At 58.6% G+C, this 13,353-nt stretch carries 13 protein-coding genes; 10 read left to right on the forward strand and 3 right to left on the reverse strand.

What is annotated here, in order from left to right:
* Position 1: 1 nt before the first annotated feature.
* Positions 2 to 490, reverse strand: a complete 489-nt coding sequence (locus tag KBY02_RS01525; RefSeq protein ID WP_002555221.1) for a DUF3015 domain-containing protein — start codon at positions 488 to 490, stop codon at positions 2 to 4.
* A 276-nt stretch (positions 491 to 766) separates the two neighbouring features.
* Here KBY02_RS01525 and KBY02_RS01530 point away from each other — a divergent pair, with 276 nt between their 5' ends.
* The 5 genes from KBY02_RS01530 to KBY02_RS01550 all read left to right on the forward strand — a co-directional run bounded on the left by KBY02_RS01530 (position 767) and on the right by KBY02_RS01550 (position 5,505).
* Positions 767 to 3,202, forward strand: a complete 2,436-nt coding sequence (locus KBY02_RS01530; RefSeq protein ID WP_011268923.1) for a Lon protease family protein — start codon at positions 767 to 769, stop codon at positions 3,200 to 3,202.
* Positions 3,203 to 3,370: 168 nt separating this feature from the next.
* Positions 3,371 to 3,700: a hypothetical protein gene (locus KBY02_RS01535; RefSeq protein WP_032607618.1), complete on the forward strand. Its 330-nt coding sequence runs from the start codon at positions 3,371 to 3,373 to the stop codon at positions 3,698 to 3,700.
* A 127-nt stretch (positions 3,701 to 3,827) separates the two neighbouring features.
* Positions 3,828 to 4,316: a TIGR00645 family protein gene (locus KBY02_RS01540; RefSeq protein WP_003313787.1), complete on the forward strand. Its 489-nt coding sequence runs from the start codon at positions 3,828 to 3,830 to the stop codon at positions 4,314 to 4,316.
* 108 nt (positions 4,317 to 4,424) lie between these two features.
* Entirely contained in the window at positions 4,425 to 4,733 is a 309-nt protein-coding gene (locus tag KBY02_RS01545) for a DUF6482 family protein (RefSeq protein ID WP_003400001.1), read from the forward strand.
* 154 nt (positions 4,734 to 4,887) lie between these two features.
* The gene (locus tag KBY02_RS01550) at positions 4,888 to 5,505 is read left to right on the forward strand and encodes an FKBP-type peptidyl-prolyl cis-trans isomerase (RefSeq protein WP_003419060.1); all 618 of its coding nucleotides are present in this window, start codon (positions 4,888 to 4,890) and stop codon (positions 5,503 to 5,505) included.
* A 79-nt stretch (positions 5,506 to 5,584) separates the two neighbouring features.
* Here the strand turns inward: KBY02_RS01550 and KBY02_RS01555 are convergent, their stop codons facing one another.
* Positions 5,585 to 5,827 (reverse strand): hypothetical protein, encoded by a 243-nt coding sequence (locus KBY02_RS01555; protein ID WP_002555214.1) that lies wholly within the window; start codon positions 5,825 to 5,827, stop codon positions 5,585 to 5,587.
* 405 nt (positions 5,828 to 6,232) lie between these two features.
* Entirely contained in the window at positions 6,233 to 7,816 is a 1,584-nt protein-coding gene (locus tag KBY02_RS01560) for a peptide chain release factor 3 (protein WP_003396266.1), read from the reverse strand.
* 344 nt (positions 7,817 to 8,160) lie between these two features.
* Between KBY02_RS01560 and KBY02_RS01565 the strand changes: the two genes are divergently transcribed.
* From KBY02_RS01565 to KBY02_RS01585, 5 genes are all read left to right on the forward strand, one after another.
* The gene (locus KBY02_RS01565; RefSeq protein WP_024640031.1) at positions 8,161 to 8,874 is read left to right on the forward strand and encodes an ABC transporter permease; all 714 of its coding nucleotides are present in this window, start codon (positions 8,161 to 8,163) and stop codon (positions 8,872 to 8,874) included.
* A 14-nt stretch (positions 8,875 to 8,888) separates the two neighbouring features.
* Positions 8,889 to 9,782: a glycine betaine ABC transporter substrate-binding protein gene (locus KBY02_RS01570; RefSeq protein ID WP_011268920.1), complete on the forward strand. Its 894-nt coding sequence runs from the start codon at positions 8,889 to 8,891 to the stop codon at positions 9,780 to 9,782.
* Between the two features lie 13 nt (positions 9,783 to 9,795).
* Complete coding sequence (locus tag KBY02_RS01575; protein WP_003400010.1) at positions 9,796 to 10,449, forward strand: ABC transporter permease; 654 nt, start codon at positions 9,796 to 9,798, stop codon at positions 10,447 to 10,449.
* On the forward strand, positions 10,446 to 11,612 hold the full coding sequence (locus tag KBY02_RS01580; RefSeq protein ID WP_024642528.1) for a betaine/proline/choline family ABC transporter ATP-binding protein: 1,167 nt from the start codon (positions 10,446 to 10,448) through the stop codon (positions 11,610 to 11,612). Before KBY02_RS01575 ends, KBY02_RS01580 begins: the two co-directional genes overlap by 4 nt.
* Before the next feature lie 557 nt (positions 11,613 to 12,169).
* Positions 12,170 to 13,333: a type III PLP-dependent enzyme gene (locus KBY02_RS01585; protein ID WP_003368674.1), complete on the forward strand. Its 1,164-nt coding sequence runs from the start codon at positions 12,170 to 12,172 to the stop codon at positions 13,331 to 13,333.
* Positions 13,334 to 13,353 lie beyond the last annotated feature (20 nt).

The following is a 13,353-nucleotide window of genomic DNA, read 5'->3' on the forward strand; positions in this document are numbered from 1 at the left end:
TTTAAGCCTGGGTAGCGTACTTGGCCAGAGTCGGATCGTTTTTCAGAACATTCACAGTGTTGGTGTGGACGTCTTCGGCAGTGGCGTCGGCCTTGCTGAAGATTTGCGAGAAGTGCTCGTGGGTGACGGCGGCGAAGTGCTCGCGGTCTTCTGGTGCAACGCCCAGTACCACAGCATAGGTCGTCAGTGCTTCGCCCTGACCCATGGCCATATCCTTGGAGAGTTCATCCATCATGCCGTTCATGGCAAGCCAGGATTTACCGCCATAGGTCAGTGCGCCGTTGGTGGAGCAGCCGTTGGTGCCGGAGGTCATGCCGAAGGTGGCGTTACCCGAAGTACCGTTGGTGGTCGAAGCCAGGAAGTGAGCTGGAGTACCGCGTTGACCTTCAAACAGCATGTTGCCCCAACCGCAGTCAGGGCCGCCTGGTGCTTGAGCCATAGCGTTGATCGATACAGCGGCGAAGAGCGTTCCAAGAAGAATCCGTTTCATAGCTTTTTCTCTTTTTAGTTCAGCCAAGGGTCGAGTTTCTTGAGTCGTTACATCAAGACAGATGGCCAGCCAGCAACCACCTGTTCAGTTTGGAGTTTAGGCACGTTCCAAGGGTTCCGTGAGTGATTACAGATTATTACCTGAAAACGGCTTTTTTCAGGACGCGGCTCCTGGCGGCAGTCACGCAAATGCTTTTCGACTCTTTCCTGCCTTGCAAGTCGTGTACAGCGAGCGCCAGAATGCCGACATCTGCCCCGCCTGATGTAAGGATTACTGATGCCCGATTCTGTCGCAGCCAACCTACGCCTGGCGCCCAACGCGCTGACCCGTCCGTTTTCCGCTGAGCAGTTCAGCTTTGCGACCACCCACGAGCTCGAACCCTTTCGCGGTGTCCTTGGCCAGGAGAGAGCCGTAGAGGCCCTGCAGTTCGGCGTTGCCATGCCGCGCCCCGGTTACAACGTGTTTGTCATGGGCGAGCCCGGCACCGGGCGCTTTTCGTTCGTCAAACGCTACCTCAAGGCCGAAGGCAAGCGGATGCAGACGCCGTCGGACTGGGTCTACGTCAACAACTTCGACGAGCCCCGCGAACCCAAGGCGCTGGAGCTGCCACCAGGTACTGCTCATGAGTTCACCGCCGACATCGGCGGTCTGATCGACAACCTGCTGGTGACCTTCCCGGCGGTTTTCGAGCACCCCTCGTATCAGCAGAAGAAAAGCTCGATCGACCGTGCGTTCAATCAGCGCTACGACCGTGCTCTTGATGTCATCGAGCGCCTGTCGCTGGAGAAAGACATCGCGCTGTATCGCGACAGCTCCAACATCGCGTTCACGCCGATGGCCGACGGCAAGGCGCTGGACGAGGCCGAGTTTTCGCAGCTGCCCGAAGCGGATCGCGAGCGTTTTCACGAAGATATCTCCGCGCTCGAGGAGCGTCTCAACGAAGAGCTGGCCAGCCTGCCGCAGTGGAAGCGCGAGTCCAACAATCAGCTGCGTCAGTTGAATGAAGAAACCATCACCCTGACCCTGCAACCCTTGCTGGCACCGCTCTCGGAAAAATACGCCGAGAACGCTGCGGTCTGCGCCTACCTGCAGGCCATGCAGGTGTACCTGCTCAAGACGCTGGTCGAGCAGTTGGTCGATGATGCCAAGACCGATGCCCAGGCGCGCAAGCTGCTGGAAGAGCAGTACAGCCCGAGTCTGGTGGTCGGGAATACCCGTGATGGCGGTGCGCCGGTGGTTTTCGAACAACACCCGACCTATGACAACCTATTCGGGCGCATCGAATACAGCACCGATCAGGGCGCGCTGTACACCACCTACCGGCAACTGCGCCCTGGCGCGCTGCATCGCGCCAACGGCGGTTTCCTGATCCTGGAAGCCGAGAAGATGCTCGGCGAGCCGTTCGTCTGGGATGCGCTCAAGCGTACCCTGCAATCGCGCAAGCTGAAGATGGAGTCGCCGCTGGGCGAGCTCGGCCGTGTTGCCACCGTGAGCCTGACGCCGCAAGTGATTCCGTGGAACGTAAAAATCATCATCATCGGTTCGCGTTCGCTGTACTACACCCTGCAAGACCTCGATCCTGACTTCCAGGAGATGTTCCGGGTGCTGGTCGACTTCGATGAAGAGATTCCGATGGTCGATGAAACGCTCGAGCAGTTCGCTCAGTTGCTCAAGACCCGGACCTCGGAGGAGGGCATGGCACCTCTGACCGCTGACGCAGTGGCACGGCTGGCGACTTACAGCGCCCGCTTGGCCGAGCATCAGGGGCGTTTGTCGGCGCGTATCGGTGACCTGTTCCAGCTGGTCAGCGAGGCCGATTTCATCCGCCAGCTGGCCAACGACGACAAGACCGACGCCGGGCATATCGAGCGTGCGCTCAAGGCCAAGGCCACCCGTACCGGGCGCGTTTCGGCGCGGATTCTCGATGACATGATGGCTGGCGTGATCCTGATCGACACTGACGGCGCGGCAGTCGGCAAGTGCAACGGCCTGACGGTTCTGGAGGTTGGTGACTCGGCCTTCGGCGTGCCCGCGCGGATTTCCGCCACGGTTTACCCGGGCGGCAGCGGGATCGTCGACATCGAGCGCGAGGTCAACCTTGGCCAGCCGATCCACTCCAAAGGCGTGATGATCCTTACCGGCTACCTCGGCAGCCGTTATGCCCAGGAATTCCCGCTGGCGATTTCCGCGAGTATCGCCCTTGAGCAGTCCTACGGTTACGTAGATGGCGACAGTGCGTCGCTGGGCGAGGTCTGCACGCTGATCTCGGCGCTGTCACGCACGCCACTCAAGCAGTGCTTCGCGATTACCGGCTCGATCAACCAGTTTGGCGAAGTTCAGGCGGTGGGCGGGGTCAATGAAAAGATCGAGGGCTTCTTCCGCCTCTGCGAAGCACGTGGGCTGACCGGTGAGCAGGGGGCGATCATTCCGCACGCCAACGTCACCACGCTGATGCTGGATGAGCGTGTGGTACAGGCTGTTCGTGCCGGGCAATTCCACATCTACGCAGTACGTCAGGCCGATGAGGCGCTGAGCCTGCTGGTGGGCGAACCTGCCGGTGCGCCCGACGAGCATGGCGAATTCCCTGAGGGCAGCGTCAATGCGCGTGTCGTGGAGCGTTTGCGCGATATCGCAGAGATGCTCAGCGACGAAGACCTCAAGGAAGAGCTGGAAAAGGAGCCTGCGCAGTTGCAGCCTGAACTCAAGGTCTGACTGCGCAGGAACCGGGCGATGCCAAACCGTCCGGTGCTCCGTTCATCAGAGATGGTTTCTCGCCGGGTGGTTTTCTTCTAGTCTTGAGGTGATCGCAGTGGCCAAAGAGATTGGCGTGCATTCTGCTTCATGGGACGGATGAATACTGTTGCTGAACAGGAGCGCATCATGCCGCGTAGCCTTTGCCTTACCCGAGAATGCATGGGGCTGATGACCCGCATCGAGTGTGTCATCCGGCCTCTTCCTCATGACAACGGACAGTGGATGGTGTTCTTCGCCGCCGGTATGGCCGAAGAACAGCCTTCCGCAATCAAGTCCCAGGGGCCTTTCAAAGGCCTGCCCGCAGCGCAAACGGTGCTCACCAGCGTTATTGAAAGCCTGTCGTTGCATGGTTATCAATGCGCCGATGACGTGCCTATCTGGACGCTGCACATCCAGGCTGAATTGCGCCGTATCGATAGCGACAGGACTGTCTGTCAGAGTTCGTCGCTGTTCTAGCCTTTAACCCTTAACCCGTTTCCTCAAGTGCGCTAACTGCCGCTGTGCGATATTTTGTCGCACGCTCAGAGCGGCGCATTACCGCTGATATACTCGCCCGCTCCTTTAAAACACCTTGCGAGTATCAATGGAACGTTTTTTTGAAAATGCCATGTACGCATCGCGCTGGCTGCTGGCGCCGATCTATTTCGGCCTCTCCCTTGGTCTGTTGGCGTTGTGTCTGAAGTTTTTCCAGGAAATCTTTCACGTCATTCCCAACATCTTCTCGCTGGCCGAAGCTGACCTGATTCTGGTGCTGTTGTCGCTGATCGACATGGCGCTGGTCGGTGGCTTGCTGGTGATGGTGATGATCTCCGGCTACGAGAACTTCGTGTCGCAACTGGACATCGACGAGGACAAGGAAAAGCTCAACTGGCTGGGCACCATGGATTCGTCTTCATTGAAGATGAAAGTCGCAGCGTCCATTGTCGCGATTTCTTCCATCCACCTGTTGCGGGTGTTCATGGACGCCACCAACATCAAGCCCGAATACCTGATGTGGTACGTGATTATCCACATGACGTTCGTGATATCGGCGTTTGCGATGGGCTATCTGGACAAGGTCACCAAGCACTGAAACTACATGGAATGACAGGGGCGGGCGTTATCGTTTCTGGCATGTCGGCGCTGTGTGTTGTAAAACGTCCGTTCCGATGCATCAGGCATTTGCGCAGGAGGTTCGATCATGAATTATCAGGAATTTACCGACCACGCCCAGGCCGGGCGGGTCGATGAGCTGAACCTGATCTCCATCGAAGGCGGCATCTATCTGCTGGATGTGCGCATGAATGGCACTTCGGTGATGCTCAAGGACCCGGCGGGCAAGACCCTGCATCTTCGCTCGGTAGAGCATGCCCGGGAGCTGCTCAAGGACATACCGGTGGTGCCTTTTTACCTGGTCCATTGCGTTGTCCATGATGAGCTGTGCGGCATGCCGGTCAATGACCGTTCCGAAATGCGCCTGCCGATCTCGTTTCATTCTTCATGGTCCTGATCGTCAGAAGTTAGCCACCGCTGCTGTAGGACGTTTCCGGTCTGTTGTGCTAGGCTGCTCGGCCTTTTGTCCGGGGTGTATCAGCGAGTGTCGAAGTGATGGCCATCAGGCCTCAACCGCTCACTGACTGTATGCCCCCATGCGGAGCAGTGTCATGTCCGAAGTCAATCTGTCCACCGACGAAACCCGCGTCAGCTACGGCATTGGCCGTCAGTTGGGCGATCAGTTGCGCGACAACCCGCCACCGGGCGTCGATCTGGAAGCCATCGTGGCAGGCCTGCGCGATGCGTTTGGCGGTCAGCCAAGCCGTGTCGGTCAGGAAGAAATGTCCGCCAGCTTCAAGGTCATCCGCGAAATCATGCAGGCTGAAGCAGCCGCCAAGGCTGAGCAGGCTGCGGGCGCCGGCAAGGCCTACCTGGCTGAAAACGCCAAGCGCGAAGGCGTGACCACGCTGGCTTCGGGTCTGCAATTCGAAGTCGTGACCGCTGGTACTGGCGCCAAGCCAACCCGTGAAGACCAGGTACGCGTTCACTACCACGGCACGTTGATCGACGGTAACGTCTTCGACAGCTCCTACGATCGTGGCGAGCCGGCCGAATTTCCGGTCAGCGGCGTGATTGCCGGCTGGACCGAGGCGCTGCAACTGATGAACGCCGGCAGCAAATGGCGTCTGCACGTGCCGAGCGAACTGGCTTACGGCGCTCAGGGCGTAGGCAGCATCGCACCGCACAGCGTACTGGTGTTTGACGTGGAACTGCTGGACGTTCTGTAAGCGACGCGGTCGATGCAGATGGTCGCTGAGCGAATCGCGCCGATTCGTTCAGCGACGCAGTTGTGCTGATGCTTCATGCTCAGTGCAACTCACCCATGGGGCGCAACGCCCGCGCGTAGCAGAACAGAAACAGGTTTCTCACCAGCTCCTTGAGCACCAATGGCTCGCTGGAACTCAAGCTGCACACATCCAGATCGCCCTGATCGCGTAACTCCTCCAGCGCTTCCTCTTCCAGTACGGCACACACTTCCCCTGTCTCGCGATGGAGAATTCTCAGGTAAGGGTGGGGTCTGTCCAGCCATGCATCGATCAAATAGGTCATGTCTCATCTCCTGTGCAAGTCAGATGAGAATAATTCTTATCGGGATAATAGCAAGGCTCTATTGAGATTAATTCTCATTTTGCGCTGAATGGTTGATCCAGATCAGCGAATGCCAGCCAGAAGAGGACGCAGGGCGTACTTTTGGGCACGCCCATCGTTCCTCACGCTCCCGCGTGGGAATGCCGTGGGTGACGCTCCGCGTCACAGATCTGCGCCGCGCCGCAAGTTCGGGACAGGACGCGGAGCGTCCAGAAATGCATGCCGACGCGGAGCGTCGGCACGATAGGTGTTCTCTCGGACGCTTATCATTCCTCACGCTCGACGCGGAGCATCGGCACGATAGTTAGAGAACTATCGTTCCTCACGCTCCCGCGTGGGAATGCCGTGGGTGACGCCATCGGCCGGTCAGTGGTGCTCGCGGGTGGCGCGGAATTTCACGTCGGGCCAGCGTTCTTCCATCAGGGCCAGGTTCACGCGGGTAGGGGCGAGGTAGGTCAGGTGACCGCCGCCGTCCACTGCCAGGTTTTCCACCGCCTTGTTCTCAAACTCTTCGAGCTTCTTCTTGTCGTCGCAGTCGATCCAGCGCGCTGACCACACAGTGATCGGCTCGTAGGCGCATTCGACCTTGTATTCTTCCTTGAGGCGGCTGGCGACCACATCGAACTGCAGCACACCGACGGCGCCGAGGATGATGTCGTTGCTGCGCTGCGGGAAGAACACCTGTGTGGCGCCTTCTTCGGCCAGCTGTTGCAGACCCTGACGCAGTTGCTTGGATTTGAGCGGGTCCTTCAGGCGGACACGACGAAACAGCTCCGGGGCGAAGTGCGGAATACCGGTGAAGCCCAGCGCTTCGCCTTCGGTGAAGGTGTCGCCGATCTGGATGGTGCCGTGGTTGTGCAAGCCGATGATGTCGCCGGCGTAGGCTTCTTCCAGCTGCTCGCGCTCCGACGAGAAGAACGTCAGCGCGTCGCCGATCCGTACGTCCTTGCCCAGGCGCACATGGCGCATCTTCATGCCCTTGTCGTAACGGCCCGAGCAGATACGCATGAAGGCGATGCGGTCGCGGTGCTTGGGGTCCATGTTCGCCTGGATCTTGAACACGAAACCGCTGAATTTCTCTTCCGCCGGCTCGACGGTGCGCTCGTTGGCCACACGTGCCAGCGGCTTGGGCGCCCAGTTCACCACGGCATCGAGTACATGATCGACACCAAAGTTGCCCAGCGCGGTGCCGAAGAACACCGGGGTCAGCTGACCGTCGATGAATTCCTGCTGGTTGAATTCGTGGCAGGCACCCTGTACCAGCTCCAGTTGCTCGACGAAGCGCTCGTATTCATCGCCCAGGTGGGCGCGGGCTTCGTCCGAATCGAGCTTCTCGATGATTTTGGTTTCGGTGCGCTCGTGGCCGTGGCCTGCGGTGTAGACAATGATGTAGTCGTCGGCCAGGTGATAGACACCCTTGAAGTCCCGGTAGCAACCGATCGGCCAGGTGATCGGCGCCGCCTTGATCTTGAGGACCGCTTCGATTTCATCGAGCAGCTCGATCGGGTCGCGGATATCGCGGTCGAGCTTGTTGATGAAGCTGACGATAGGCGTGTCGCGCAGACGGCAGACATCCATTAGCGCGATGGTGCGTGGCTCGACGCCTTTACCGCCGTCGAGGACCATCAATGCCGAATCGACCGCCGTCAGGGTGCGGTAGGTGTCTTCGGAGAAGTCTTCGTGGCCCGGAGTGTCGAGCAGGTTGATCATGTGGTCGCGATACGGAAACTGCATCACGGACGTGGTAATGGAGATACCACGCTGTTTCTCCATTTCCATCCAGTCGGAGGTGGCGTGACGGTCGGATTTACGCGACTTGACCGTACCGGCGACGGAAATGGCCTTGCCCATCAGCAGGAGTTTTTCCGTGATGGTGGTTTTGCCCGCATCCGGGTGGGAAATAATGGCGAAAGTGCGGCGTTTCGCGACTTCGGCGGCCTGTTGGGTCATGGGAAATCGCCTGGGATGGGATTGAAAAAGGGCGCAGATTATAGCTCAACTCGCGGCAATAACCGAACCGTTCAGACAATAAACGATGGCCAGATAATGTCTCGTGTGGGAACCTTTCAGGTCGTGGAGACGTCCACTCCCCCGTCAAGGCTCGCAACGAAGCCAACGCAAGGGGCTGATTCATCAGCATGTTGGTTTGACGAAGCTGCGCTTATGGCTTGTGTTTTCGCCGAGGTTAAACCCTTACCGGCGACCCACCCGCTGCTCTTCGCGAACGTTATTGCCGGCGTCCTTTCCGGACGTCCAGGTCAACGCGTTCGCCGACTGAAATAAGGAGTCCGCCTGTGGCAAATCGCTATGGCAAGGGGCTATTGGGAGGTGCGGTTGCGATCGCACTCCTGGCCCTGCTGATCCACTGGATCGGCATCAGTACTATCAAGCAATACCAGGATGACCTGCTGTTCTACCTTCAGGCTCACCTGATTCTGGTTCTGGTTTCGATGTTGGCGGCCTTGGTGGTCGGCATCCCTGCAGGCATTGCCCTCAGCCGACCAAGCATGGTTGGCCGCGCCGAACGCTTCATGCAGATATTCAACATTGGCAACACCGTTCCTCCTCTCGCCGTTCTGGCCATTGCCCTCGGGATTCTCGGGATCGGCAGCGGGCCGGCGATCTTCGCGCTGTTCCTCGCCTCTCTGTTGCCTATCGTGCGTAACACCTACGAGGGCCTGAAAAACGTCCAGGGTTCACTCAAGGAAGCTGCCGTCGGTATCGGCATGACCCCGCGCCAGGTGCTGTGGCGTGTCGAGTTGCCCAATGCCGTACCGATCATTATCGGCGGTGTGCGTGTCGCGCTGGCGATCAATGTCGGGACCGCGCCGCTGGCGTTTCTCATCGGTGCCAACAGCCTTGGCAGCCTGATTTTCCCGGGCATTGCCTTGAACAACCAGCCGCAACTGGTGCTGGGTGCGGCGTGTACCGCTCTGCTGGCGCTGCTGCTCGATGGTCTGGTGACACTGGCCAGCCGTCTTTGGCTGGAACGCGGACTGGCTCGCTGAGCGAAGGAATCCTCATGAAAAGAATATGCTTGTTTTTAGGCTTTGCCTTGTTGTTTCCGGCATTGGCCCAGGCTGCGGAAAAGCCGCTGTTACGTGTCGGCGCACGGGTGTTCACCGAACAGACCATGCTCGCCGAACTGACTGCGCAATACCTGCGGACCAAAAATTACGACGTGCAGATTACCGGCGGTCTTGGCAGCAACCTGGCGCGCAGCGCTCAGGAAAGCGGTCAGCTGGATCTGCTGTGGGAATACACCGGTGTGTCGCTGGTGGCCTACAACCATATCGATGAAAAACTCGACAGCGCCCAGACCTATGCGCGGGTGAAAGAAGTGGATGCGAAGAAAGGCCTGGTCTGGCTTTCTCCGTCGAAGTTCAACAACACCTACGCGCTGGCACTGCCGCAAAAAGTGGCTGACAAGTACCCGCAGGTCAACACCATGACCGACCTGACCAAAGTGCTCAAGGACGAAGCCAAAGAGGGTCATGTCGTAGCGCTGGACACCGAGTTTGCCAACCGTTCCGACGGGCTGATCGGCATGGTCAAGCACTACGACATGAATCTCGGTCGTGAAAACACCCGGCAGATGGACGCCGGGCTGGTCTACACCGCGTTGCGCAACGGTCAGGTTTTTGCCGGTCTGGTGTACACCACCGACGGTCGTCTGAATGCTTTCAAACTGAAAGTGCTGGAAGACGACAAGCACTACTTCCCGGACTACACCGCGGCGCCGGTGATCCGTCAGGAATATCTGGATAAGCATCCGGACATCGCCACGCTGCTCAAGCCGCTGGCTGACCTGCTGGACAACCAGACCATGATCGACCTCAACGCTCGCGTCGACGTCGGCCATGAAAGCCCATCCGTTGTTGCCGCAGATTTTCTGCGCCAGCATCCATTGAACTAAGGAAGGAGACGATATGAGTTTCTTGAGCGCCTTCTCCCATCTGGACTGGGCACAAGTCCTGCAGCTGACCTGGCAGCACATCACGCTGGTCGGCATCGCCGTGACCCTGGCGATTGTCGTCGGTGTGCCGCTGGGCGTGTTGATGACGCGTTTTCCAGCGCTGGCGGGCCCGTTGCAGGCCAGCGCCACGGTGCTGCTGACCGTGCCGTCGATTGCTCTGTTCGGCCTGCTGCTGCCGTTCTATTCCAAATTCGGCCAGGGCCTTGGCCCGATGCCGGCGATTACGGCGGTGTTCCTCTACTCGCTACTGCCGATCATGCGTAACACCTATCTGGCGCTGACCGGGGTAGAACCGGGTATTCGCGAAGCCGCCAAAGGCATCGGCATGACCTTCGGCCAGCGTCTGCGCATGGTCGAACTGCCCATCGCCGTGCCCGTGATCCTCGCCGGTGTGCGCACTGCCGTGGTGATGAATATCGGTGTCATGACCATCGCCGCGACCATCGGCGCCGGTGGTCTGGGTGTACTCATTCTCGCTTCAATCAGCCGCAGCGATATGTCGATGCTGATCGTCGGCGCGGTCCTGGTCAGCATTCTGGCCATCATCGCCGACCTGCTCCTGCAATGGCTGCAACGCACGCTGACTCCAAAAGGATTACTGAAATGATCGAACTCCAGAACCTCTCCAAGACTTTCCAGAGCAACGGCAAAGAAGTGAAGGCTGTCGATTCGGTCAGCCTCACGGTCAACGAAGGCGAAATCTGCGTCTTCCTCGGCCCGTCGGGCTGCGGCAAGAGCACCACGCTGAAAATGATCAACCGCCTGATCATGCCGACCTCCGGCAAAGTGCTGATCAATGGCGAAGACACCACGGGCCTGGACGAAGTGACCCTGCGTCGCAACATCGGCTACGTGATTCAGCAGATCGGTCTGTTCCCGAACATGACCATCGAAGAAAACATCGTGGTCGTGCCCAAGCTGCTCGGCTGGGACAAGCAGCGTTGCCATGATCGTGCTCGCGAGCTGATGAGCATGATCAAGCTGGAGCCCAAGCAGTACCTGCATCGCTACCCGCGCGAACTGTCCGGTGGTCAGCAGCAGCGCATCGGCGTGATCCGCGCGCTGGCCGCCGACGCGCCGTTGCTGTTGATGGATGAACCGTTCGGCGCGGTCGACCCGATCAACCGCGAGATGATCCAGAACGAGTTCTTCGAGATGCAGCGCGCGCTGAACAAGACCGTGATCATGGTCAGCCACGACATTGACGAAGCCATCAAGCTGGGTGACAAGATCGCGATTTTCCGTGGCGGTAAACTGCTGCAGATCGATCATCCGGACACCCTGCTCGCGCATCCTGCTGACGACTTCGTCAGCAGCTTCGTCGGTCAGGACAGCACCCTCAAGCGCCTGCTGCTGGTCAAGGCCGAAGACGCCGCCGACAACGCGCCGTCGGTCAGCCCGGAAACCCCGGTTGCCGACGCTCTGGAAGTGATGGACGAAAACGACCGTCGCTACATCGTTGTCACCGATAGCGAGAACAAGGCGATGGGCTATGTGCGTCGTCGTGACCTGCATCGCCAGCAGGGCACGTGCGCGCAGTTCCTGCGTGAATTCAACGCCACTGCCGCTTACGACGAGCACTTGCGCATCCTGCTGTCGCGCATGTACGAGTTCAACCGCGCCTGGCTGCCGGTGCTGGACGCCGAGAACGTGTTCCTGGGTGAAGTGACGCAAGAGTCCATTGCGGCGTATCTGAGCTCGGGCCGTTCGCGTGGCATGAAGACCAGCATTGTTTCGCCTGCGGACGTTGCAGCCGAAGCACAGGTGTAAGTCTCGCAATGTAAGCCCGGTGCCTGCGAGGTACCGGGCTTACACTGTTTCTGTACCTTTTCCCCGCGAACGACGCGTTATCTCCTGAATCTTTTATTCAGCGCCTCCTTCCTGATTCGTCAGCCGCCTTTGCTATCGGTAATCGCTGTGCTTGCCCGGCGCGCCCGGTGCTGATCCTTGTTTTTATTGGCAAACCCGACCTATCCAGCCATTCCCTTTCAGCCGCGGGTTATCCGTGCGGGGAACATCTGCCTGTCATGCAGGTCGGTTAAACAGGTCCTTGGGAAGGCAACTCGAGAGCCCTGTGCAAAAACGCGACATTTTTTGTTGATATCCGGCCCCTCAGGTCCTAAAGTTCGCGCCGAACGTCCATGCTGGAAACGATCCATCCGGCTCAAGTACTGACGACGAGACAGCAAGGCCAGGAAGGCAGCCCTTCAGGGCCTTTTTGCTTTCGGCGACATGCCTTGGGAAGTAGGCGAACCAAAGTGGGGATACGGAGGGCGTTCATTTGTACCCATTGACCAATACCGTTTGCCAATAGGAGTTCCAGCAGCATGCCGATCAATGTCGAAGACTACTACTCAGCCGAAACCTTCAAGAAAATGAAGGCGTTCGCTGACAAGCAAGAAACCCCGTTCGTGGTCATTGATACTGACATCATCAGCAAGGCATATGACGACCTGCGTGCGGGCTTCGAATTCGCCAAGGTTTACTACGCGGTCAAGGCCAACCCTGCCGTTGAAGTCATCAATCTGCTCAAGGAAAAGGGTTCGAGCTTCGACATCGCCTCGATCTACGAGCTGGACAAGGTCCTGAGCTGCGGCGTTGGTCCGGAGCGCATGAGCTACGGCAACACCATCAAGAAATCCAAGGACATTCGTTACTTCTACGAGAAGGGCGTGCGTCTGTTCGCCACCGACTCCGAAGCCGACCTGCGCAACATTGCCAAGGCTGCACCGGGCGCGAAAGTCTATGTGCGCATCCTGACCGAAGGGTCGACCACCGCCGACTGGCCTCTGTCGCGCAAATTCGGCTGCCAGACCGACATGGCCATGGACCTGCTGATTCTTGCCCGCGACCTGGGGCTGGTGCCTTACGGCATCTCGTTCCACGTCGGCTCGCAGCAGCGCGACATCAGCGTCTGGGATGCTGCCATCGCCAAGGTCAAAGTGATCTTCGAGCGTCTGAAAGAAGAAGACGGCATCGTTCTCAAGCTGATCAACATGGGTGGCGGCTTCCCGGCCAACTACATCACCCGCACCAACAGCCTGGAAACCTACGCTGAAGAGATCATTCGCTTCCTGAAGGAAGACTTCGGTGATGACCTGCCGGAAATCATTCTCGAGCCAGGCCGTTCGTTGATCTCCAACGCCGGTATTCTGGTCAGCGAAGTGGTACTGGTTGCCCGCAAGTCGCGTACCGCGGTCGAGCGTTGGGTATACACCGATGTGGGCAAGTTCTCCGGCCTGATCGAAACCATGGACGAAGCCATCAAGTTTCCGATCTGGACCGAAAAGAAAGGCGAAATGGAAGAAGTGGTCATCGCCGGTCCTACCTGCGACAGCGCCGACATCATGTACGAAAACTACAAGTACGGTCTGCCCCTCAACCTGGCCATCGGTGACCGCATGTACTGGTTGTCCACCGGTGCCTACACCACCAGTTACAGCGCAGTGGAATTCAATGGCTTCCCGCCGCTGAAGTCGTTCTACCTGTAAGCGCTGTCCTGATATAAAAA

The sequence above is a fragment of the Pseudomonas sp. P129 genome (genome assembly GCF_020312195.1).
Taxonomy (GTDB): Bacteria; Pseudomonadota; Gammaproteobacteria; order Pseudomonadales; family Pseudomonadaceae; genus Aquipseudomonas; species Aquipseudomonas fragariae.